We start from the raw sequence: 23491 nt of genomic DNA, 5'->3' as shown, positions 1-23491 counted from the left end.
ACTGGCTAGAATTGGGGCATGACGATTTTCACGAAGATTATTGCCGGGGAGATCCCGGGGCGCTTTGCCTGGGCGGATGATTCCGTGGTGGCTTTTGCTGATGTGGAGCCGCATAACCACGGCCATATGCTCGTGGTACCACGCGAACCGTATGACAAGTTTACGGACATTCCCGATGAGCTTGCCGCGCACCTGTTCTTAGTGGCGAAGCGGATTGGGAATGCACAGATCGCGGCTTTCGAAGAAAACCGGGCGATGCTGGTAATAGCCGGCTTGGGCGTACCCCATACGCACTTGCACGTTTTCCCTTCCGAAGATGAAAAACTCATTAGCTTCCAATCTGCACAAAAGAATGTAGACGGTGCCGAATTGGATGCCAATACCGAAAAGATTCGGGCCGCGCTCATCGCGCAAGGCTGGGGCGAGTTCGTGCCGGCCGATATGCACTCGCTGAGCTAAGTCACGGCTGGCGCGGCTAGTGCCGGTAGGTGCAACACTGGGACAGGTGACGCAGGCTGGCACGGCGTACACGGACCGGCGCCGGCCTGGCACGGACTGGCACGGACTGGCACGGACTGGCACAGGCTACACCGCCTGGCCTTAGAAGTTATGCAGTGCCGGAACGACGACGAACGGGGGTGGTTGTGCTTGGCAAAAGCCAAGTACAACCACCCCCGTTGGGTTAGTTTCGCTATTTTGATTTGGGGCCGGAGGTTTTTTCCGGGCCGCGCACGGCATTTACATAGGCTTCGATGAAAGCGGCGGTTTCTTCCCAGTTGGCTACGGCGTGGGTGGCAATCCCGAGCCGGGTTACTGGATAGTCATTGCCGCCTGGATCAAGCCGGTCTCCAATAAAGAGCATACGCGCGATTGGAATTCCGGTTTGTTTTGCGAGTTCGGCAATCCCGTAGGCTTTATCAATACCTTTTTTGGTGATATCCACCGAGGTTGATCCGCCCGAACGTACTTCCAGATCGGGTAGCCGGGCCGCCGCGGCTTGGCGCAGCGCTTCTTTCTTCTTCCCGTCTGGGTCCCAGGCCCGTTTGGCTTCTAAAGGTGCCTGCTGGCCCAGGGCCGAGAAAGTTATTTGCGAACCTCGATCTTCAAGGATTTCTCCCCAAGTATTGCTTTCCCACAGGCCGAGCCGTTTAGCTTCTGCCTCGAGTACGGTTTGGGCTGCTTGGCGCTGTTCCGCGCTCAAGTTGCGCGCATAAACATCCACCCATGCCCCGTTTTTGCGGACCACATAGCGGGTGCCGCAAGTAGGCATGAGGTGTAGTTTTTCGAGCAACTCTTCCGGAGCTTGCAAACCTTCCAAGAGTTGGGTTTCAAACTGGGTGAAATTTCCGCCTGAAATCACGCAAACCTGGGATACTTCCAATAGTTCCCGCAGGGCCTTGCCCATACGCGTAGGCAAGGGTGATTTGGAGGGGGCCAGCGTATCGTCTAAATCGAAAGCCAGAAGATCGTAGAGCCCTGGCGTAGGGATTGACGCGACCTGTCCCGTCACTGCTGCGCTGCCGGTTCTTCCCCCTTCGTGGCTGCTTCACCGAGAAGACGCACCACTGCCGGGATGAGAAGTGCCAAGCAGACGCGGAAAACGAAACCGATGAGCGAGGCGATAATTGCCATCGCGCCCGGGGTGTAGTATGCCCCGCCCTGCGCCAGCACGGAAATAAAACTAAATAGCGCAAAAACAATCAGCGCGCCCGCTACCACTAGGGAAAGGGTCTGGGCGAGCTTTGCGAAGGCTTTCCCGCCGCGGCGATTGAAATCAGTGGAGAAGAGCAAGCTGAAAGCCGAAGGTTGTGCCGGTTGCGGATAGCCGTAGCCACCAAATTGTGTCTGCTGGCCGGGAGCCGGAGCCGAATAGGCGGAAGGGGCCCATTGTTGTTGCGACTGGGGTTGACCATAACCTTGCTGGGCTTCGAATCCCTGTTGGGCTTCAAAACCTTGCTTGTATTGGGCTGCATTCGGATTAGGTTGTGCAGAATTCTGACTCGAATCCCCGGTGAATTGTTCACTCATAGGTCTATCCTTCTTCCTTTAAAAAACTCCCGGAGCAGTACCGGGGGCATGTGCATGTTTCAAGATACCAAGAATCAGCCTTTGCAGAGGTAAAGATCTCGCTACTACAGTATCCCTCACATCCAGGACCCTGATAATAATAATGTGGCTACCAGCGAGGGTGTTTATATGCACTAGCGCAGGCAATGCATATACGGCACTAGCCCGGGCTGTTTATAGGCACTAGCAGGGTGGCAAGAATAAGGAAGGAAACACATGGATCTTTCGGCTTCGAGTGAAGACTACATTTCCGCCATCTGGAAATTTGTGGAGTGGACTGGGAAGGCTCCTTCTTCCACGGCTTTGGCGAAGAAGCTTGATCTTTCTCCTTCTACCGTTTCCGAAGGCATTACCCGGCTCGTACGGCAGGGCTTGGTTTCCCACGCTCCCTACGGCTCGGTGGAACTGACCGGACGCGGCCAAAAGGAGGCGGCCCGTTTGGTGCGCGGCCACCGGGTGATCGAAACCGCCCTGGTACGTTTCCTCGGCTACACCTGGGATGAAGTCCACGAGGAAGCTGAACGGCTCGAACATGCGGCCTCCCCCAAGCTCATCGGCAAACTCGATGCCCTACTTGGTTACCCCAGCCATGATCCGCACGGGGACCCAATTCCGCGGTTAGATGGCACCGCCGAAAACAACTCGGTAGGTTCTCCGCTTTCCGACGCCGCACCCGGGCATTCTTACCGCATCGAAAGGGTTTCCGACCAGTTCCCTAACCTGCTCCAATATCTTTCCTCCGTAGACGTTGAAGTAGGCACGGTAATCACGGTGGATACGATCGGCAGTGGCACCGGAATCATGCATATGAGCTCACCTGGTGGCCCGCTCGCTCTTTCCCTTCCTGCTGCCGAGTCCATCCTTGTCACCGCAATCTAACCCGTTTCCAACCGCATTTAACACACCTCTACCCCATAGTTACCCCATAGTTACCCCATAGTTACCCCATAGCTAACCCTTAGCTAACCCGCGCCTGGCGTGCGCTGCCGAAACGGGATCCACCACCCCCAAATATTGCCCGCTCTCCCGGCAGTTATGAGATCAACATTGGAAGCGGGCCGGCCTACCCGCCGCATCACTTCCTCCCGCACATCAACCGGGAGCAACTCCCACCAGGAGACACTTCGTTTCTGCTTCTCCATATCCTTATATTCACCCCTGCTTCCTTTTATTCGCCTCTGCTTCCGAGGCATCTGCTTGCCATATCCCTATGATCACCTACCCCTCCGACACATTTATCTTTCGGGCATCTTTCTGATTTGTTTCTCCTTCACACCGCCACTTCCAAGACAGCACAGTGCCGTCCAAGACAACGCAGTGGGCCGGTACTCAGCTTGCGCTGAGTACCGGCCCACTGACTGTGCTGTGTACTCGCTATTTACATTTTTAGTTAGGAGTAACTAGTTGCTAGTTAGGAATAACTAGTCTTTGGTAATTGCGGCTACCGCGGCATCGTCGAGATCCTGGGAAGCCGAAAGTACCCCATCGCGCGCCCGTTTGGAGAAGACGTTGTAATCGCCCGCAACCAAATCGTGCTTGCCTGGGAAGAGGAAGTACTTGGAAATCAAATTGGCCGTGGTGGCAACCCGTTCGCGGCCCGACTGGAGCTGTACCACATGGATAAAGTTCCAGATCAACCAGGCGATCCGGCCGGAGATCGGCGGTACCTTCGTAATTTCGGCAACTGCAAAGCCTGCCCCAACCGTGGCCATGGAGCCCAAATCCACGTATTCGAAGGGTTCGGTCTCTACACCTTGCAAGCTGTTCTTGATTACCTTGGCAACGTGTGTACCGCCCTGCTTGGCCGGCTGGGCGAGCTGCGGCAAACCGCGTTCGCCGATTACCGCTACGTCCCCAACGGCAAAGACGCCGTCGGCACCTTCTACGCGCAGGTTCTCATCCACCTGGATGCGCCCGCGCGCTCCTTGCGGCAGACCCCACTGGGAGGCAACCTTCGGTACGCCGACGCCGGAAGACCAAACGATAAGGTTGGCATCAATCCAGTGTTCTTCCTTGGTGTCCATGTTCTGGAGCTTGATGCGGTTAGCTTCCACTTCCCGCACGGCTTCCTTGAGCATAATCTTCACACCGCGATCGAGCAGGGCCTGCTTGGCCGCTTCTTGGCTTTCTTCGGTGAAGGGCCCGAGGATTACCGGCGCCATATCCACGAGGGTTACCTCGAAAGCATCTGTGTTCATCCCCGGGAAGAGCTCGCGGAAGTTGTATTTCTTCAGTTCGGCAATGGCGCCCGCGGTTTCTACACCGGTCGGCCCGCCGCCGCACACCACTACGCGGAATGGCTTACCATCCTCGTTGAAGTCATGGCCATCGAGCAAGCCAAAGAGCCGATCGCGCAATGTAATGGCTTCATCGCGCGAATAAATCGGCAAAGTATGTTCTTCTGCACCCGGGGTGCCGAAGTAATTCGCACCCACGCCAGTGGCCATAATGAGGTAGTCATACCTCATGGTCCGGTTATCGTCCAGATAAATCACCTTGCTATCGGTGTCAACCTTCTGGAACTCGCCGAGAACAAAACGGAAATTCTTTTGCTTTGCCCCAAGTGCGCGCAGGTAGTACGTGATATCGCCAGCGTTGAGCGCGCCAGCGGCAACCTGGTAAAGCAACGGCTTAAAGGTCTGATAAGCGTTGCGATCAATCAGCGTTACCCGGACGGGAGCCTTGCGGAGCGCCTTCGCTACCGCAATGCCACCGAATCCGCCACCCACGATTACTACGTGCGGCAATGAGGAATTACGGAATGCATCAGTCATAAGTCCTAATTTAGTCCAACATCACACTCGCAATCAACTTGAAAGGTTAACAGGGAAATTCCGTTAGACCCGGCATAAAGCCCGTAAAACCGGAAAACTTCGATCACGCAAATGTGATTAAGGAGTCAATTAGGTGCGCGACGGGATCTTCCACATCAGGGAGCTGCCAGCGAGCTATCTGCGACACCAGTGCGCTGGCATTTGCCACCGCAATCGGCATCCCGATTTGGGCCAACCAGGCAGCGTCGTTATCGGAATCTCCCACCCCTAAAGTTTCTTCCGCTAGCAATCCGCGATCCCGCAAAGCTTCGGAAATACCTACCCACTTATCGACGCCGGGTGGCTGTACATCGTAAAACATGGCGTGGCCGCGCACGGACCCCGGAAAACGCTCCTCGATTTCTGCTGCTAATTCGTCCAGCCGGGCCGCGGGCGCCGCAAGTCCCATTTTCAGCACCTGCGTCAAATCTAGGGATTCCAAATCGGTCTCAATAATCGGCCGGCCTTCATTGGCATTTTGCAGCACCTCGCGCGGGGCAGACCGGGCAAATTCCAGGTTGAAAGCTTGCGCGTAAAGCTCATCGGCAGTTGCAGCAGTGAGCACCAGTTCCTGGCGGCGGGCAAAATCAATTACCGCGCGGGCGCGCTCCACCCCAAGCGGGAATGTGCGCACAATACGTTCCCCGTCCCAAACGATCGCGCCTCCACCGGCCACGACCCATCCGTGTTCCACCCCGGCGCGGCGAAACACATTAGTTGCGCCGTAAAGCATCCGGCCAGTAGCCAAAGTCAGCGGAAAACCTGCCTGTGCGGCAGTGCGCAAAGCTTTCAAAGTACGCTCGGAAACCTGCGAGCGTTCGTCCGTGAGAGTACCGTCAATATCGAAAACGAGGTTGCTAGGGTTCTTTTCCCAAGGAAGCTTGTTGTAATCCAGTTGATTCGCCACGTTTCCAGCCTATCGAAGCAAACTGGGATTTCAGTAGTAAAACACGTGGCGGCGGGTTCATCGGGTTCGTGCGTTCATCGAGCTCATCACGTTCGTCCGGTTCATCGAGTTCATAGGGCTCACCGGGCTCACCGGGTTCACCGGGTTCCTATGGGCAGGCCACGCCCACCGAACCGGGCCCGCCCCCAGATTCTGCCGCGCCCGCTGTTTTACTTGCCGGAAAGGGTGGGCGCAAAGCGAACCAAAGGGTAACCTAGCCTGAAAGACCAGGGAATATTTAGCTACACCGGTATGTAAGGGGCGATGATGCCAGAAATAACTACGGGTACGGCCGAACTTCGAACTACGCCGCTATATGCGCGCCATCAAGAAGCGGGCGCTACTTTTACGGATTTTGGCGGCTGGAAAGTTCCGGTCCGTTTCACTTCGGATTTGGCGGAGCACAAAGCGGTACGCCAGGCGGCGGGCCTTTTTGACGTCTCCCATATGGGAGAAATTGAGGTACGCGGCCCGGATGCCCTAGCTTTCCTCAACTATGCACTGGCCGGTAACTTCACTAAAACCCGGCCGGGCCGCGCCAAATACACTTTCGTGCTCAATGCACACGGCGGCATAATTGATGACCTAATCGTTTTCCGCCTCGCCGCCGATGCTTTCCTCCTCATCCCGAATGCGGCAAACCGCGCGGCCGTTTTGCAAGCTTTGCGGGAACGCGCCGGGCAAGGCAGTGCTACAGCTAGCGGTGCTGCCAATAATACTGCCAACAATCGGGACGGCGTTACTGCCGGTACTACCGCAGCTACCGCAGGGGGCGCCGGCGCAAATACCACGGCGGCAAACGAGACAGCAGATACGGCAGAAGCGCCAACCACACATCCCAGTTTTCCGGAAGTTACGATCACTGATCTTTCGGACCAAAGCGGTCTGCTGGCTTTGCAGGGCCCGCTCGCGGCGGAAATCCTCGCTGCTACCTCCGGATTTGCCCCGCACATCCCGCTGTCCGAAATGCGGTATTACTCTTGGCAAGAAGTCTCTCTTGCCGGTATTTCTTGTTTCCTTTCCCGCACGGGTTATACCGGGGAGGACGGTTTCGAAATCATGGCGCCGGCCGCAGATATTGGCACGGTCTGGGATGCGCTAATTGCCGCTGGCGAGCCGCGCGGCTTATTACGAGCCGGTTTTGGCGCACGTGATTCTTTGCGTTTAGAAGCGGGAATGCCCCTGTATGGCCACGAGCTTGGCCCCGATATATTCCCGGCTCAGGCGGGCTTGGGGCGCCTCGTCGTCGGCACTGAAAACCCCGCTACCGCACCGGAAAGTGCCGGGGTAGATAAAAGTTCCGGGGTAGCTACTGCTACAGGTAACGCGCCGGGTACAGCTGCAGGCACGGCACCGGGTACAACGCCGCCCGCTACTCCCCCAACTGACTATCCGGGAACACTTGCCGCTCTGGCGGCCGGGGAAGCACAAACAAAGGCTCCCACGCTCCCCGTCTTGGTGGGTTTGCGCGGCGAAGGGCGGCGCGCGGCACGAGCGGGCTACGAAGTCTTTGCCGCAGACCGTAACATAGGGCATATCACCTCAGGCGTTCTATCCCCTATCCTGGGGTATCCGATTGCCATGGCATATATAGATCCGGCTTTTGCTGGCGAAGGTACCGAAATCAGTGTGGATATTCGAGGTAAACGATTTGCTTTTACCGTTACCACTCTTCCCTTCTACAAGAGAAAGTAAACATCATGGAAATTCCCGAAAATCTTCAGTACACCGCAGATCATGAATGGGTTTCGTTGGAGGGTGAGATCGCCACGGTTGGTATTACCGCGCACGCCACCGCTGAACTCGGCGATATTGTTTTTCTGGATTTGCCAGATATTGGCGATGAACTCACGGCAGGTGAAGCGGCCGGGGAAATTGAATCTACCAAGTCGGTTTCCGATCTGATTTCCCCACTAACCGGTGACGTTACGGAAATTAATGAGGCGGCGTTGGAAAACCCCTCGCTCGTAAATTCCGCGCCTTATACCGACGGTTGGCTCTACAAGATCACGGTTTCTGCGGAGGAAACTGAACTACTTAGCGCCGAAGAATACCGCCACCTGCTTATTGGAGGTAACTAAGGTGGCTGCCTTTGTGACCCGCCATATTGGCACCACTCCCGCCGAACGTGTGGAAATGGCGCAGGCGGCCGGCTACGAGAATCCGGAAGCGCTTTTCCGGGCCGCCCTCCCAGAATTTTTAGACGCAAAACTGGATGCGGCGCAAGCGGAGAATTTGCCGCAAGCCGTTTCGGAACCGGAAGTGCTGGCGGAATTGCGAGAAATTGCGAGCCGAAATACGGTGCGTAAATCTTTTATTGGACAGGGGTATTACGGAACGCATATGCCCGCGGTTATCCAGCGGAATATTTTCGAAAACCCTTCCTGGTATACCTCGTACACGCCCTACCAGCCGGAGATTTCGCAGGGCCGTTTGGAAGCGCTCCTGAATTTCCAGACTATGGTGGCTGATCTGACCGGGCTGGATATTGCGAATGCGTCTTTGCTAGACGAAGCTACCGCGGTGGTGGAAGCCATGCTTTTGGCGCGCCGGGCGGGAAAGAAGCACGCCAGCAATGTGTTCTTAGTTGATGCTTCCGCTTTCCCGCAAACGCGGGCGGTGCTAGCGCGGCGGGCACGTGCGGTAGGAATCGAACTGGTGGAATTCGATCCGGATGATACCGCTGGGCTTTCTGCACTTCCGCCCGCTTTCGGGGCTTTCTTACAGTACCCGGGCGGCGATGGGGAGATTCGTGATCCGCGCCCGCTCATTTCGGCGGTGCAAAAAAACGGCGGGCTGGCGATTATTGCGGCCGATTTATTGGCGCTTACTTTGCTCGAATCGCCCGGTGAACTGGGCGCAGATATTGCGGTGGGAACCACGCAACGTTTCGGTATCCCGATGTCCTTCGGGGGCCCGCACGCAGGTTATATGGCGGTGCGGGATAAACTAAAACGTCAGTTGCCGGGCCGCTTGGTTTCTATTTCGCACGATACCGAGGGCAAGGCTTCCTACCGTTTGGCTTTGCAAACTCGAGAACAGCATATTCGGCGCGAAAAAGCGACCTCGAATATTTGTACCGCTCAAGCATTATTGGCTGTTATGGCTGGCATGTACGCCGTCTATCATGGGCCGGCGGGAATCACCGCGATCGCGCGGCGCGTGGCCGGCCAAGCCCAGGAACTGGCCGATATTTTCCGTGCCGGTGGCTATCAAGTTCTTACCCGGAACTTCTTCGATACCTTCCGGGTGGAAATGCCCGGCCAAGCCGAAACCTGCCGCGAAAAACTGGCACAGGCCGGCTACCTGGCCTATGGCGTTGATGCGAATACGCTCAGCTTCAGCTGTGATGAAACGACGACGCCGGAAGACCTTGCCGCAATTCAGGAAGTGCTTGCGGCTCTTCCGGCCGGCACGAATCCGCAGTGCGAGCCGATGTCCAGCTCACCCGCAGCGGCCCCAGCCGGCGGCGCAACTGCGAACTCAGCGCCAGAAACCGCACCAGAAAGTACGCCGCACACCACGCACACCGCAGCGGCAAGCACTTCGCACGCCGCGGCGGCAACGGAAACCCCGTTGGTAAACCTGCCAGCGGAGCTGCGGCGCCATACTCCTTTCTTGGAAGCCGAGGTTTTCCACAAGTATCACAGCGAGACCGCTTTTATGCGCTATCTAAAACAGTTAGCGGATCGGGATTATGCGCTGGATCGAGGCATGATTCCGCTTGGTTCGTGCACGATGAAGCTCAATGCGGCTACCGAAATGGCGGCTATTACCTGGCCGGAGTTTACTGGTTTGCATCCTTTCGCACCGGCTGGAGATGCGGCAGGAAGTTTGCAAATTATTGCGGACCTAGAAAAATGGTTGGCCGCTTTGACCGGGTATGACGCCGTAACTTTGCAGCCAAATTCGGGCGCACATGGTGAACTGACTGGTTTGCTTACGATTCGTGCCTACCTCGAATCGCGCGGCGAAGCCCACCGGGACGTGTGCCTGATTCCGGCTTCCGCCCACGGTACGAATGCGGCTTCTGCCGTGCTGGCCGGTTTGCGCGTAGTAGTGGTTAGCACTTCGGAAAATGGCGATATCGATCTGGATGATTTGCGCGCCAAGATAGAACAGTACGGTTCTGAACTGGCAGCACTCATGGTCACTTATCCTTCTACACACGGGGTGTTCGAAGCGGGCATCCGGAAAGCTTCACGGCTGGTCCACGAAGCAGGCGGCCAGGTTTATATTGACGGTGCCAATTTCAATGCCCTAGCGGGAGCGGCCACCTTTACCGAATTGGGTGGAGATGTTTCCCATCTGAACCTGCACAAAACTTTTGCGATCCCGCATGGCGGAGGCGGACCCGGAGTAGGCCCTGTGGGCGCGAGAGCCCACTTGGCGCCTTTCCTGCCCGGCCATCCGCAAGAGCAGGTTTCCACACATGCTGGAAAATACGTGTACCAGAGCGGGCCGGTTGCGGCCGCGCCCTACGGTTCACCCGGAGTGCTGCCGATTACGTGGGCGTATATCCGTTTGCTCGGAGCTGCCGGTTTGCGGGAAGCGACCCAAGCCGCCGTCCTCGCCGCGAACTATATTTCCCATAAACTAAGCGATTCGTATCAGATCTTGTATACGGGGCGTAATGGTTTGGTGGCGCACGAATGCATTATCGATCTGCGGCCACTGCGGGCCAGCTCCGGAATCACCGTAGACGATGTGGCAAAACGGTTGGTTGACTACGGTTTCCATGCTCCTACGATGAGCTTCCCCGTTTCTGGAACCCTCATGGTAGAACCCACCGAATCTGAACCATTAGCGGAACTGGACCGTTTCATCGCTGCTATGGAAGCGATCCGGGAAGAAATCCGCAAGGTGGAAACCGGGCAGTGGCCAGCGGAAGACAATCCGCTCAAACAGGCACCTTTCACCGCGGCAAGTGTTATCACTTCCCAGTGGGATCACCCCTTCACGCGGGAACAAGCCGCCTACCCGGCAGGCCCCGCCCAAGTAGATAACAAATACTGGCCGCCGGTACGCCGGATCGACCAAGCCTACGGAGACCGCAACCTCGTCTGCGTACACCCATCCCCCGCAAACTAGTAGCCACTAGCCACTGCACAACCGCGTTAGTGGTGCGCTAAGGGCTAGATACTGCAGAAAAAAGCCGCGGGTGCCCTGCCGGGCCGAAGAACGGATACCGCCCGGGCCAGTAATAAGAAACTGGCCCGGGCTTTTTACTAGCTCACCTACAGCAACGGTATTCCTAACGTTCCGCGGTAGTCCCGCGTTACGCTGTGCTCCTAACGTTCCGCGGTAGTCCCGCGTTACGCTGTGCTCCTAACGTTCCGCGGTGGTCCCGTTCCGTTTTACGCCGCGCTCGCGGCTAGCTCCGCGGTGTTTTCTGTTTGGCTGAGGCGGCGTTTCGTCCAGCCGGTGCGTTTACGCACGGCTCCGATCCCCAGGCACACCAGATAGATCAGGAAGCTCACCGTAGTCACGTAGGGGCTGATTGGCAGGCCGGGCCCGAGGGACAGCAGGATACCGCCCACGGAAGAAACCGTGGCAAAGATTATCGAAAGCAAACTGAGCATGGCTGGCCGGGCCGTAACCTTCGCCGCGGCAGCCGTGGGCGTAATCAGCAAGGAAAGCACGAGCAGAGCGCCTACCAGTTGCACGGCCATCGCGGAGGTCAAACCGAGTACCACCATGAAAATAATTGATAGCGCCCGCACGGGCACGCCCCGCGCCCGTGCCACTTCCGGATCTACGGAAGCGAAGAAGAGCGGACGCCAGATTATAGCCATGCACGCTGCCACGATTACGGCTACCACCACGAGCGTGGTCAGTTCGGAAGTATCAACCGCCACGATCTGCCCGGCAAGGAGCCCGAACTTATTAGAAGAACGGCCCGGATACAAGCTCAAGAAAAGCATCCCAATACCGAGCCCAAATGGCAACATCACGCCAATAGCAGCATTGCGTTCGGTAGCTCGTACGCCGAGCATCCCCAAAATAATCGCGGCTACGAGTGACCCGGCAATCGCCCCGCCGGTTACCGAAACTCCGAAAAAGAGCGCTATTGAAGCGCCAGCAAAAGAGATCTCAGAGGTGCCGTGCACGGCGAAAGCCAGATCGCGCGCGTGTACCATCGGTCCGATTAGGCCAGCCAATACCCCCAAAATAAGCCCGGCCAGAAGCGATCCAGTTACTAAGGGCACCAGCTCCGCGAAGTTATCGAAATTGATGATCGCATGGATATCAAACATTGCTCACCCGCAATTCGGTTTCTGCACCGTGCACGTGCGGCGCATTTTCTTCATCCGCAAGCACAATGATCCGTCCATTTTGGCGCAATACTTCCACGTGCGAACCGTACAGTTCGCTGAGCACCTCGGTGCGCAACACCTCATCGGGAGTACCGATTTTTACGCGTCCCCCGGCGATATAAACCACCCGGTCCACATAAGGCAAAATCGGATTGATTTCGTGAGTCACGAAAAGCACTCCCATCGGCCGTTCCCGGCGGGCCTGATCGATCAACCGGGCCACCGCTTGCTGATGATTCATATCTAGGCTCACCAACGGTTCATCGCAAACCATGAGCACCGGGTCCGTCACCAGCGCCTGGGCAACACGCAAACGTTGCTGTTCCCCACCGGAAAGCACCGAAAGTGGTGCCTGCGCATAAGAACTGGCCCCCACGGCGTCGATCGCTGCCGAAATACGGCGTTGTTTAGCCCGGCTCGGCCACCCGATGCCCCACTTGTGACCATCTAAACCCATGGCTACCAGGTCCCGCCCCCGAATTGGCGCATACGAGTCCACCGTCCGCCGCTGCGGAATATAACCAATATTGGAAGAACCGCGCCGCACCGGTTTCCCGGCCACGAAAGCTTTACCTTCCGTGAGTCGTTGCTGCCCCAAAAGCACCCGCAAAAGCGTGGTTTTCCCCGCCCCATTCGGCCCGAGAATCACCACAAATTCGTGCTCCGCTATTTCCAGATTCACGTGCTTCCACAGCACGCGCTGCCCGAAAGCTACCGCGGCGTCAACCAACTGCGCGCATTGCCCAGAACCCATCGTCACCTTTCACGCCTTGCCAAACCATTCCTGCCGATCTGAAAAATCACTTTCTTTGCCGGCGCCGCCCAAATTGGCTATTGCAGTGTTGCCCTAACTAATTATTGCAGCAGCTCGCTAGCTGATTCGTGCGAGCCCGCGCGTTTTACCGCAGGGCAGCTTACCGCCAGGCCGTTTACCGCAGGGCCACTTACCGCAGGGCCACTTACCGCAGGGCCGCTTACCGCAGGGCCGCGCTGATAGCCGTAATCGCATCGCCCACGAACTGCTCGTATGTAGAAATACCTTCCGGGAAGGTCTCGTAGACGCCAACGGCCGGGATCCCCATTTCTTCCGCGGTTTTCACCAACTGGTCAGAAACTGCGTCCGTAGTCTGCCCGTTCACTAACAGGGCCGCTACCTTCTTACTGGTCAGCAGTTCCTTAGTTTCGGCAATAACCTTCGTCGAAGGGCCCGCATCGGTTTCCGACTGCTCGATGTACTCGTCCGGAGTCAGGTTCGCAATGCCCATATCCGCAAGCAAATAGCCGACCACCGGTTCGGTTGCGAGCACCGCGGTATTCGGATGTTCCTTACCTACTTCCGCGGCGCGCGCCCGCAGCTTTTCAGTGTCGGCCTTAAAATCCTTCGCGTTCGCGGTATAGGCTTCCGCGTGAACGGGATCCGCCGCGCCCAATTGCTTGGCTAGTTCATCGGCCACCTTACCCGCAGTTTCCAGTGAGAAGAAAACATGCTCGTTAAAATCGGCGTGATGATGGTGGCCCGCATGTTCCCCATCGGTAGCGGCGTGCGGATCGGCGTCGTTTTCCCCGTGGTTTTCCGCCTCACCTTCCGCATGTTCATGCGTATCGGCATCTCCTTCGCTGGCGCCTTCAGAATTCTCATCGCCGGCGGCGTCTTGCAAACCGGAAAGTGCTACGGCGTCGATCACCGTGGGCGCAGACTTTGCCGAAGCTGCCAGCTTGGTAGCCCACTCGTCGTACCCGCCACCATTGACGAGTACTACGCTCGCATCCGAAAAAGCAAGCTTGTCTTGCGCGGTTGCTTCGTAATCGTGCGGATCCTGCGTCGGTTTGGTAATGATCGAAGTTACTTCGGCGTACTCGCCCGCCACTGCTTGCGCCACCGCTCCCCACACGTTGGTAGAGGCGACGACGCCGGGTTTGCCCGCTTCGCCCGCAGCTGTGCTCGCGCTATTGCTCGCCGCTGGCGCAGCACTGGAATTAGAACTTGAATTATTGCCACAGGCGGCCAGGCCAAAAGTGAGGGTGAGGGCCGAGGCAAGAGCGATGAGACGACGTTTCATCGAATACACCTTCCATTGAGAGCGGTAATCATTTCCACCATTTAGAGTACACCCGTCGCGATGCCACGGCTACGCAGCTCCCCCATGCGCACATTAAATGAAAAGGACCACGGTAGGGAATTTAAGGGCCGCGAGCTGGAAAACTCCGCGCCGGGAACAGAAAATTCGTGTACCCGAAACCGGCGCGTACCCGAAACCACACGCGTACCCGAAACAAAAAATACTTGGCTCCAGAAACCAAAAAATTCCGCTGGTTGGTACAGCTCTTCGCCGTACCAACCAGCGGAGTTTTAATTTGCGGCGCCGGGCCAGCTTCGCCTAGCTTCGCGTTAGCCACCAGGTTCGCGCTAGTCACTAGCTTCGCGTTAGCCACCAGGTTCGCGCTAGTCACTAGCTTCGCGTTAGCCACCAGGTTCGCGCTAGTCACTAACTTCGCACTAGCCACTAACTTTGCGCTAGCCACCAGATTCGCGCTAGCCACCAGCTTTGCTTAGCCAGCATGTTTAGCCAACCTTGCTTCCAGCCCCGCCACGCCGGCCCACGCGGACCAGCCTTGCAGCTATTCGCAATTATTCGTATTACTTGAGCTTCTTGAGCTCACCTTCCAGGTATTGTGCACCTTTTACGGCGAGCGGCGTGGGCGGCTCAGCGAAGGAGAGCGGCATGGAAATAATCGCATCATTTTGCATTGCTGGCGTGGTTTCCATTCCAGAAAGGCTGGTGACTGCAGAAACTGCGTCCGCTTCGCCCATGTGCAAAATCAACACTACATCTGGTGATTGCGCTACGATCTGTTCCGCGGTTACTTCGAAGACGCGCTTATTTTCATCTCCGAACACATTTTCCAGGCCAAGTGCTTTTACCACTGGGTTGGACATTGAGTCCTTGCCATAGGCGTAGGTGGAGGCCCCGCCCACACCCGGGTAGAGCACCGCTACCTTCTTGCCTGCGCCAACCGTGGAATCCAGCGCATCAATCTGCTTTTGTAGTTCTGCCTTGTATTTTTCAGCTTCTTCCTGCTTGCGGAAAATATCGGCGTAAAGATCTACATCGCGGAACACGTCATCCCAGGAAGCGTTCTTTACTTCCCCGCAGAAGCCGCGGTTAATGATCACGGGAACTTCGGTAGTAGTGTCTTGGTTTACAGAGTCACTAGCCCCGAAGATCGCGTCCGGCTCTTCGGCCATTACTGCTTCCTTGCTAATCACCAAATGTCCGGATTCACCGATCCGGTTGGTCATATCCGGGATGTCTTGCAAGGCCTTATTCGTGGCATCGTCAAAAAGGATTTCCGGGAAATACCCGGCCTTTGCTACCACATGGTCCAGCACTCCCAGATTCACCAGGGTCTCCACCGAATAAGCGTTTTGCAACACTACCCGTTCCGGTACCTTTTCGAATGTCAGATTGTGGCCGCAGTTCTCAATCTGAATTGCTCCAGTTTCCGGCCCGGTAGCTTTTTCGGTTTCTCCGGTACAGCCCGAGAGTGAGAATACAAGCGCGGCCGCGGCAACCGCGCTTATAAGTGTTTTCTTCACTTATTTTTTCCTTTCGAATCGGAGGATGCCATCCCTCATGGTTACCCGCACGTCATATACGGGTTCTAAAATTTCAGGTTGGAATACTTCTTTCGGTTCACCCGCTGCAACGATCTCTCCTTCTGCCAGCAAGTACACATAATCGCAATACTGCAAAGCAAAATTCAGATCATGTAAAACTACCGTGACGCTGCGCGGGTATTTAGAAATCTCGTGCAATACCTCAAGTTGGTAGCGGATATCTAAATGGTTCGTGGGTTCGTCAAAGAGCAGGTGGCGCGAGGCTTGCGCAAATCCGCGCGCAATCATCACCCGTTGCCGCTCTCCCCCGGAAAGTTGATTGAGATAGGAGGTTGCCCGATCTTCCATCCCCAACCTTGCCAGCGAATCATAAATTATTTCATCATTTTGGCCGCCGCTGGCGATGTTACCGAGCCGGACGATTTCGGCTACCGAAATTTGCGGCGGCTCCCCCGAATCTTGCGCGACGACGGCGATCTCCCCGGCGAGTTCTCGCGGGCGATACGAGTTGAGATCCTTACCGTTGATCTCTACCTTTCCGCCGGATATCTTCAGGGCCCCAAACAGGCACCGCAGCAACGTGGTTTTTCCGGAACCATTGGGCCCTACCAAACCAGTTACGCCGTGATCCGGAATTGATATAGACACGCCACGTAGAATGTGTTTGAACGTAATGTTTTCAGCGACGATCATGCGTTTGCCCTCCGAACAATCAAGAACAGCAAGGGCGCTCCGACGGTAGCCGTCAGGATGCCAATCGGTATTTCTTGCGGGGCCAGCAAAACCCGGGCCGTAATATCTGCCAACAGGAGCAAGGCAGCTCCAGCTAACGCGCTTACCGGTAATAGGTGACGATGCGAGCCGCCTACCAAACGCCGGCAAGCATGCGGCACTACCAGCCCCACAAAGCCAATCGAACCAGCCATTGATACCACGGTCCCAACCATTAAGCAGGTAAGAATCGTGAGGGTAATGCGCAGCCGATCGGGATGTACGCCAAGGGTACGGGCGGCGTCGTCACCAATGGTGAGCGCATCAATCTTCGTACCTAACAGCCACAGAATCACCACTACCAGGATCACCACGCCGAGCGACAGCGCGAGGGCGAAATCCCATTTACCGAGCGCGAGGCTACCTAGTAGCCAGAACATAACGCTACGTGACCCCTCGGCCGAATCCGACGCAAAAACGAGGAAGGAGGTTACGGCAGAAAGTGTGTATCCAACAACGACGCCGGACATCAGCAAACGCGGGGAAGAGAGTTGACCACCTTGCTGTGCGATGGCGAACATGAGAATGGAGGCGCCCATGGCGCCCACAAAGGCCGCTCCCTGCAAGGCAAATTGGCCAAAGCCCGCGCCCACGCCAAAGAGGATGGCCAGCGCCGCCCCGGTGGAAGCCCCAGAATTAATACCGAGCGTGTACGGATCTGCCAGCACGTTACGCACTACTGCCTGCAACACTGCACCTGCCACCGCGAGTCCGGCCCCCACTGCCGCTCCAAGCAGAAGTCGCGGCACCCTAATATGCCAGACAATGGAGTCAATCGTCGTATGCGAGGCCGGGAGGTAGCCACCCGCCAGGTGGTGCTTGAGCACCAACCACACGTCGGAAAGCTCCAGCGGCGTCGGGCCTATGATGATCCCGATCACGAATGCGGCCAGCAAGACGCAGGTCAGAACAGCGGACCACGCGAGCGTGACGCGTTTCCGCTGCGCAAAACCTAAGGAATCTTTAACCTGATGCACAGACTCGACACTATCAATCACTCAATTGATTGGCAAGTTGCGATGAGTGGTCAAAAATCACGCATCTTTGGAAGGGCTTAGGTCGGATATCCCTTGTTTTCTGCTGGTTTTCATGTGCCCTTATGCCCGCATGCAGGCAGATAAGAGTATCGGGTAGATTTATTGGTAGTAGTACATCCTAGGAAGCTCATAATCCCTGGATTTCATATGCAAGGAGTGATGACACGTGGCTGATGCGGAAAGAAATAAGCAGCTCGTTGAAAAATGGGCTGATATTTTCAAAATACTTGGCGATCCCACGCGCCTGAAGCTTCTCAACGCCATCCATTTTGCTGGAGATATGCACCTTACGGTTACGGAATTGGCGGAACTGGCCGAAGTGAGGGTTCCTACGGCCTCGGCAGCCTTGCGGGCAATGGAAAAAACCGGGGTTGTGAGAAGTGCCCGTTCGGGCCGGTATATCCGCTACGCGATTGCCAGTGAGAACGTGCACCAGGTAATGCACTGGATCGGACTCACACACAGCGAAGCGGTAATACCACGCTCTACGTCAGCAGACGATGCAGATGTGGACCTGGTGGAAACGAACGCAAAAGGTACCGCCGCACAAGCTGGCGCCGAGTAACCCGCCACCGCACGAGCCGCTGCCGAGCAGCCAGCTACTACACAAGCGGCTGCCGGCTTAGTAAACTACCGAACTCAAACGCGCGGCGAAGACAGCAATCAGCCTTAGCCTGCCTTTAGACCGCTCGCAGTCCTCCTTTAGACCTCGGGCCCCTGGCCTGCAAGTTTCTGGCAGTCTGCCTTTAGACCCTGGCACTCCGCATGCGCGGGCGGGCGGCGCGCAGAAAGCGCCGAGCGGTATGTACGTTTTTCGCACATGCCGCCCGGCGCCCGGTTTAATGCTATTTAGCCGGCAACCATACCGCCTGCCTAGTAGTTCTAGTATTTGCGCAGGTGCAGCTTGCCTTGGCCGCGCAATTCCGCGCGCACAATATTAGCTACAAGCATGGTTAGTTCTAGTAAATGTTCGGTGCGGTTGCCAAGCCCGCGGAGCATAAAGCCCGGTTTGTCGAGCTTAGTAACGGCCGCGTTCAGGTCCGTAAACCTACTAGAATATTCCTTTACCTCATTTTGTACGAGGGTGAAGAGATCTTCATCAATTCCTGGATCGCAACAAATCGCGGTAGAGAAATGGGTGCGCCCATCCATGTAAAAGTCCAGTTCTTTGGCGAATCCCGGATCGTCAGGGCGAATAACAATATTATCCAGAACTACCGGCTCATCATCAACGTAGATAATATTGCGCAAACGCGCCTGATTGTACCCGAATTGGCTACCATCTGGCGCCCATCCTGGCGTGACGACGTCGGAAATAAACAAGGAACCTTCGCTAGAAACCCGGGCAACCAGGTTTTGGCGGAAATCCGCCTCCCGGTAGAGAATCAGCTGGTCTGGAATATATTCCAAAACCCCGCCGGCTTCTACCGAGAAGTTGATATTTTGTACCACGTAGTTACCCGGGGTCCGGTACACCTTCGCTGCCGATTGATCCGTGACGAGGGCCGAGGCACCCGGCTGCACATTAATATCAATCCGGTAGGAATCTCCACCCAAATATCCGCCGCCCGGATTAGCAATGGTGTAATACACCTGCCCGGAATCGTCCAGATAATGCGGGCGAATAATCTTAAAGGCCTGGTGGTGGTACTGGTCGAGCGCAATCGAACGCCCGCCCGATAACCCAATATCTAGTTCCAGGACCCCGGTTTCAGGTTCCGAACCTACTTGCCGAAAGTGTTTTTCCAGATTCTCCACGCGGCTATTACCCTCCTAGACCGCGAGATCCGACATGAGCACATCGCGCCGGAGCCATTCCAGCACGCCTTCCAGGCCCTCATCAGTCTTCAGATTCGTCATTACGAACGGCTTATCTCCTCGGAAGACCTTTGAATCGGCTTCCATCACGCTCAGATCGGCTCCCACATAAGGCGCCAAATCCGTCTTATTGATAACGAAGAGATCCGACTTGATCATGCCTTGGCCGGCCTTGCGCGGGATCTTCTCCCCCTGCGCCACATCGATTACGTAGATCGAAAAATCCACGAGTTCCGGGGAGAAAGTGGCGGAAAGGTTATCGCCACCAGATTCTACGAACACGAGTTCCAGATCTGGGTGCCGTTCCTGCAGTTCCTCGAAAGCGGCGTCGTTCATGGAAGTATCTTCCCGGATCGCCGTGTGTGGGCACCCTCCGGTTTCCAGCCCAATAATGCGATCTACGGGTAGAACACTTTCGCGCGCCAAAATTTTAGCGTCTTCCGTGGTGTAAATATCGTTGGTAATTACGGCCATCGAGACTTCGCCGTCCAGGGCGCGGGTGATTCTCTCGATTAGCGCGGTCTTTCCTGAGCCGACCGGGCCGCCCACTCCAACTTTAATAATAGACATGGCTATTTTCCTTTCTCATGTCTTTATGAGTCAGTGTCACATGCATGCATAACATAGACAGAGGCTACTGTTTTTATGACATAAACATTCTGGAACGTAGGGTTTCGTGTTCCATTTGCGCAATCTCTAGGCGCGGTGCGACGACGCCGATATCTGCTTCGTCATGCGCGAGCGTCATATCCGCAGCTTGCAAAATTACGTCGTAGGTATTGACGATAACGCGCTGCCCAGCATCTTGCCCGAGCGGAATTGCACGAATCGCGTTTTGTACCATCGAGTGCATAATCTGCATGAGGTATGCGGTTACAGCTTCTGCTTTTCCGGTACCGACGCTGGCTAATACCAATCCGGTAACGATACCGGGATTGGCATGGTAACGCCGGGATTTAATTCCTTCGCTATATTCGGTAATGCGCGGATCGTCCGGAGAAATCAGGGATGCAATAATGCTCATCCGTTTCCCCATAGAACTCATGGAAGTACGCACCTGCGAGGCGGTTTGGGCTGCACGGTAGAGCGCGTCCAACTCCCGCAGTTCTTCCTTCCAAGCTTCACTTTCATCGGGAAGATCGCGATGGTAGAGCTCCCAGGCTAGTTTCACTGCCAGTGCGTCATTGAAACTCGCCTGGCGCACGTAGCCGTGCAGCCAGTCCGTGAAGCTCTCCGCATTACCTACTTTCCCGGTTTGGATATAGGTTTCCAAGCCGGCAGAATGAGCGAAACCACCGGTAGGTAGAGCAGAATCGGTCAGGTGCCACATGACCAGATCTGCGCGGGTATTAGTGTGTGTGTTCGGCATGACGGAAAGCCTCTGGCATAACCTTGCTATCGCGGGTGAAGGGGACTTGGACGTGCTCGAGGTGAGATTGCACGGTGTGGTCGTAACGGACCACCATTACTTCCCCATCCCAGCCGTCTTCGGCGGTAAAGAACTGTGCTTGTAGGTGCCGGTTGCCCAGGGCATGAGCAACAGAGAGCGCCTCATGAATAGACCGCGGGCTAATAATAAGCACGTCGGTGGGTTTTACATCAGCGACGATTGCCCGGCCGTCTTGCTGGTACAAGATATCTCCGGGTTTGATTTCCTTGTACTCATTCGAAAGCCGGAGGCCTACTTCTTCCCCAGTGCTGGTTACTGCTCGCTGGATTCGCTTGAGCCGACTTTCGTCGTCGAAAGAAATCGTCTCAATTTTCCAGTCCGAAGCGGGTAAATCTACTGTGGCGGTATTACCCACTATTTCGGTGATTAGCATCTTAGCTCCCTAATATCGCGGCTATTTACTATTTTTTCGAGAATTAGCGGTGGGAAGCGCTCTGGGCCCTTCCCACCGCGTTTCTCTGTGCGCTAGCGAATTTATAGCGCGGCCGCGCCGAGTGGCTCGGCCGCGCTGCTAGCTTCTTTTTTAGTTAGGTGCCGAGTTTTAGAAGAGGAAGTACCTCTGGGCCATAGGCAGTACCTCGGCCGGTTCGGAGGTAATTTCTTCTCCATCAACCCTCAGCACGTAGGTTTCCGGATCGACTTCAATGTGCGGAGTCGCATCATTGAGCTTCATATCCTTCTTGGAAATCGTGCGCATGTTCTTGGCGGCTACGAGCCGGCGGCGCAGACCCAGCTTCTCTTCAATGCCGTCTTCCAGCGAAGCAGTGGAGACGAAGGTAACGCTGGTGTCGTTGACCAGTGCGCCACGTGCAGCCCAGTTATAACGCATGGTGCGCGGCTGGGGCGTGGGAATCGAGGCGTTCGGGTCACCCATGATCGAGCGGACGACCATACCACCCTTGAACACGAGCGAAGGCTTGACGCCGAAGTAAGCCGGCTCCCAGAGCACGAGGTCAGCCATCTTGCCTTCTTCAATCGAACCCACGGTATCGGCAATACCAGAGGCGATTGCCGGGTTGATTGTGTACTTGGCAATATAGCGCTTAATGCGGTTATTGTCGTTATTCGTGGAATCACCCGCCAGGGCGCCACGCTGTTGCTTCATCCGGTGGGCTACCTGCCAGGTGCGGAGCACTACTTCACCCACGCGGCCCATGGCCTGCGAGTCCGACGACGTGATGGACATGATACCCATATCGTGCAACACGTCTTCGGCGGCAATGGTTTCCTTCCGAATTCGCGAATCCGCGAAGGCCACGTCTTCCGGCAAGTCCGGGTTCAGGTGGTGGCACACCATAATCATGTCCAAATGCTCGTCGATCGTATTGACCGTGTACGGCAGGGTTGGATTGGTGGAAGCCGGGAGAACGTTCGGCAGCCCAGCTACCTTAATGATGTCAGGAGCGTGCCCACCGCCCGCACCTTCGGTGTGGAAGGTGTGGATTACGCGATCCCCGATTGCGGCAATGGTGTTATCTACAAAGCCACCTTCGTTAAGGGTATCGGTGTGGATCGCCACCTGGACGTCCATTTCGTCTGCTACCTGCAGCGTCGTATCGATCGAGTTATAAGTGGAGCCCCAGTCTTCGTGAATCTTGAAGCCAATGGCGCCCGCGCGAACCTGGTCGCGGAGCGGATCCTTAGTGGATGAGTGTCCCTTACCGAGGAAACCGATGTTAATCGGCAGCCCTTCCGAGGCCTTGATCATCGCACGGAGGTTACCCGGGCCGGAGGTAAGAGTGGTGGCGTTGGTGGAATCTAACGGGCCTACGCCGCCTCCAACGAAGGTGGTTGTGCCGTTGTCCAGAGCGGATTCTACCTGTTCCGGGGAAATATTGTGAATGTGCGTGTCAACCGCGCCGGCCGTGAGGATCTTACCCTCGCCGCCTACAACTTCGGTGCGCACCCCCACTACGATATCCACATCGTCCTGGATATCAGGGTTACCGGCGTTACCGATCTTCAAGATCTTGCCGTCACGGACAGCCACGTCCGCAACATAAATACCCGTGTAGTCAATGACCATCACGTTGGTAATCACAAGATCTGGAATTTGACCTTCATCTACAACGGTAGAGTTCTGCCCCATACCGTCGCGGATTACCTTGCCACCGCCGAAGGAAACTTCTTCTCCAGGAACGGTGTAATCCTTTTCGACTACTGCTACCAGATCTGTATCCGCGAGCCGTACGCCGTCGCCCGTGGTCGGACCGTGCAGTTCAGCGTACTCTCTACGCTTCATACTAAAAGCCATATCGATTTTCTCCTTGACCCATTCTGTTTGGGCACGTAGTTGCTAATCCTGAATCTTGATTAATCGAGCGGACCGTTGGTCTTGTTGTTGAATCCGTAGACCTTACGACTGCCGCCGAAATCGATGAGGTTGACCGTGCGGCTATCGCCGGGCTCTAACCGAACCGCGGTACCAGCCGGAATGTCCAGCCGCTTGCCACGTGCTGCTTCGCGGTCAAACTCCAATTCGCTATTGGCTTCGTAGAAGTGGAAGTGCGAGCCAACCTGTACCGGCCGATCGCCCCTATTCGTGACTTCAATGGTGACGGCTTCCTTGCCCTCATTGAGGATGATGTCGTCAGCCTCTGCAATAAAATATTCGCCTGGGATCATTGCTAAAACTCTCTTATTACGATGTTGT

23 protein-coding genes are annotated in these 23491 nt (G+C 56.0%); 6 read left to right on the top strand and 17 right to left on the bottom strand.

Going from position 1 to position 23491, the window contains the following annotated elements; translation table 11 throughout:
• Window positions 1–18: 18 nt before the first annotated feature.
• Complete coding sequence (locus H8274_RS04810; RefSeq protein WP_049619558.1) at window positions 19–459, top strand: HIT family protein; 441 nt, start codon at window positions 19–21, stop codon at window positions 457–459.
• Between the two features lie 232 nt (window positions 460–691).
• Here H8274_RS04810 and H8274_RS04805 read toward each other — a convergent pair whose 3' ends face one another.
• Complete coding sequence (locus H8274_RS04805; protein WP_231583100.1) at window positions 692–1510, bottom strand: HAD-IIB family hydrolase; 819 nt, start codon at window positions 1508–1510, stop codon at window positions 692–694.
• A complete protein-coding gene (locus H8274_RS04800; RefSeq protein ID WP_065415403.1) occupies window positions 1507–2028 on the bottom strand; it encodes a hypothetical protein in 522 nt (173 codons plus the stop codon). Before H8274_RS04800 ends, H8274_RS04805 begins: the two co-directional genes overlap by 4 nt.
• A gap of 255 nt (window positions 2029–2283) precedes the next feature.
• Here H8274_RS04800 and H8274_RS04795 point away from each other — a divergent pair, with 255 nt between their 5' ends.
• Window positions 2284–2946, top strand: coding sequence for a metal-dependent transcriptional regulator (locus H8274_RS04795; RefSeq protein ID WP_065415404.1), 663 nt, complete (start codon window positions 2284–2286; stop codon window positions 2944–2946).
• An 83-nt stretch (window positions 2947–3029) separates the two neighbouring features.
• On the opposite strand, the gene H8274_RS04790 is transcribed toward H8274_RS04795, so the two are convergent.
• The 3 genes from H8274_RS04790 to H8274_RS04780 all read right to left on the bottom strand — a co-directional run bounded on the left by H8274_RS04790 (window position 3030) and on the right by H8274_RS04780 (window position 5787).
• Complete coding sequence (locus H8274_RS04790; RefSeq protein ID WP_049619397.1) at window positions 3030–3209, bottom strand: hypothetical protein; 180 nt, start codon at window positions 3207–3209, stop codon at window positions 3030–3032.
• Window positions 3210–3488: 279 nt separating this feature from the next.
• Entirely contained in the window at window positions 3489–4841 is a 1353-nt protein-coding gene (locus H8274_RS04785; protein ID WP_185933978.1) for an NAD(P)/FAD-dependent oxidoreductase, read from the bottom strand.
• A gap of 103 nt (window positions 4842–4944) precedes the next feature.
• The gene (locus tag H8274_RS04780; protein WP_049619395.1) at window positions 4945–5787 is read right to left on the bottom strand and encodes an HAD-IIB family hydrolase; all 843 of its coding nucleotides are present in this window, start codon (window positions 5785–5787) and stop codon (window positions 4945–4947) included.
• A gap of 303 nt (window positions 5788–6090) precedes the next feature.
• On the opposite strand from H8274_RS04780, the gene H8274_RS04775 reads away from it, so the two are divergent.
• Genes H8274_RS04775 through gcvPB form a run of 3 tightly spaced genes read left to right on the top strand, consistent with a single transcriptional unit; the run spans window position 6091 to window position 10917 of the window.
• Entirely contained in the window at window positions 6091–7521 is a 1431-nt protein-coding gene (locus H8274_RS04775) for an aminomethyl transferase family protein (protein WP_244924529.1), read from the top strand.
• 5 nt (window positions 7522–7526) lie between these two features.
• Window positions 7527–7907, top strand: coding sequence for a glycine cleavage system protein GcvH (gene gcvH / locus H8274_RS04770; protein ID WP_185933977.1), 381 nt, complete (start codon window positions 7527–7529; stop codon window positions 7905–7907).
• A gap of 1 nt (window position 7908) precedes the next feature.
• Entirely contained in the window at window positions 7909–10917 is a 3009-nt protein-coding gene (gene gcvPB / locus H8274_RS04765) for an aminomethyl-transferring glycine dehydrogenase subunit GcvPB (protein ID WP_221884768.1), read from the top strand.
• Between the two features lie 266 nt (window positions 10918–11183).
• On the opposite strand, the gene H8274_RS04760 is transcribed toward gcvPB, so the two are convergent.
• The 6 genes from H8274_RS04760 to H8274_RS04735 form a co-directional block, all read right to left on the bottom strand.
• Window positions 11184–12083 (bottom strand): metal ABC transporter permease, encoded by a 900-nt coding sequence (locus H8274_RS04760; protein WP_065415408.1) that lies wholly within the window; start codon window positions 12081–12083, stop codon window positions 11184–11186.
• Window positions 12076–12897 carry a metal ABC transporter ATP-binding protein gene (locus H8274_RS04755; protein ID WP_065415409.1) on the bottom strand — a complete coding sequence of 274 codons (822 nt, stop codon included), beginning with the start codon at window positions 12895–12897 and terminating at the stop codon, window positions 12076–12078. Before H8274_RS04755 ends, H8274_RS04760 begins: the two co-directional genes overlap by 8 nt.
• 220 nt (window positions 12898–13117) lie before the next feature.
• Window positions 13118–14203, bottom strand: a complete 1086-nt coding sequence (locus tag H8274_RS04750; RefSeq protein WP_065415410.1) for a metal ABC transporter solute-binding protein, Zn/Mn family — start codon at window positions 14201–14203, stop codon at window positions 13118–13120.
• 578 nt (window positions 14204–14781) lie between these two features.
• Entirely contained in the window at window positions 14782–15741 is a 960-nt protein-coding gene (locus H8274_RS04745) for an ABC transporter substrate-binding protein (protein ID WP_074663472.1), read from the bottom strand.
• On the bottom strand, window positions 15742–16455 hold the full coding sequence (locus H8274_RS04740; protein ID WP_185933975.1) for an ABC transporter ATP-binding protein: 714 nt from the start codon (window positions 16453–16455) through the stop codon (window positions 15742–15744).
• Entirely contained in the window at window positions 16452–17510 is a 1059-nt protein-coding gene (locus H8274_RS04735; protein WP_156181369.1) for a FecCD family ABC transporter permease, read from the bottom strand. The genes H8274_RS04740 and H8274_RS04735 overlap by 4 nt, the downstream gene beginning before the upstream one ends.
• A gap of 226 nt (window positions 17511–17736) precedes the next feature.
• Here H8274_RS04735 and H8274_RS04730 point away from each other — a divergent pair, with 226 nt between their 5' ends.
• Window positions 17737–18135: an ArsR/SmtB family transcription factor gene (locus H8274_RS04730; protein ID WP_185933974.1), complete on the top strand. Its 399-nt coding sequence runs from the start codon at window positions 17737–17739 to the stop codon at window positions 18133–18135.
• 317 nt (window positions 18136–18452) lie between these two features.
• Here H8274_RS04730 and H8274_RS04725 read toward each other — a convergent pair whose 3' ends face one another.
• The 6 genes from H8274_RS04725 to H8274_RS04700 all read right to left on the bottom strand — a co-directional run bounded on the left by H8274_RS04725 (window position 18453) and on the right by H8274_RS04700 (window position 23463).
• Complete coding sequence (locus H8274_RS04725; RefSeq protein ID WP_049619387.1) at window positions 18453–19328, bottom strand: urease accessory protein UreD; 876 nt, start codon at window positions 19326–19328, stop codon at window positions 18453–18455.
• A 15-nt stretch (window positions 19329–19343) separates the two neighbouring features.
• Window positions 19344–19958, bottom strand: a complete 615-nt coding sequence (gene ureG / locus H8274_RS04720; protein WP_049619386.1) for an urease accessory protein UreG — start codon at window positions 19956–19958, stop codon at window positions 19344–19346.
• A gap of 73 nt (window positions 19959–20031) precedes the next feature.
• Window positions 20032–20757, bottom strand: coding sequence for an urease accessory protein UreF (locus tag H8274_RS04715; RefSeq protein ID WP_049619385.1), 726 nt, complete (start codon window positions 20755–20757; stop codon window positions 20032–20034).
• Entirely contained in the window at window positions 20738–21211 is a 474-nt protein-coding gene (locus H8274_RS04710) for an urease accessory protein UreE (protein ID WP_049619384.1), read from the bottom strand. Before H8274_RS04710 ends, H8274_RS04715 begins: the two co-directional genes overlap by 20 nt.
• Window positions 21212–21379: 168 nt before the next feature.
• A complete protein-coding gene (ureC, locus tag H8274_RS04705; protein ID WP_304363205.1) occupies window positions 21380–23080 on the bottom strand; it encodes an urease subunit alpha in 1701 nt (566 codons plus the stop codon).
• 71 nt (window positions 23081–23151) lie between these two features.
• Window positions 23152–23463: an urease subunit beta gene (locus tag H8274_RS04700; protein ID WP_049619382.1), complete on the bottom strand. Its 312-nt coding sequence runs from the start codon at window positions 23461–23463 to the stop codon at window positions 23152–23154.
• Window positions 23464–23491: the final 28 nt, after the last annotated feature.

The organism is Actinobaculum suis (assembly GCF_900618115.1).
GTDB classification, from domain to species: domain Bacteria; phylum Actinomycetota; class Actinomycetes; order Actinomycetales; family Actinomycetaceae; genus Actinobaculum; species Actinobaculum suis.
This window is presented reverse-complemented; position numbering and strand designations above follow the sequence as displayed.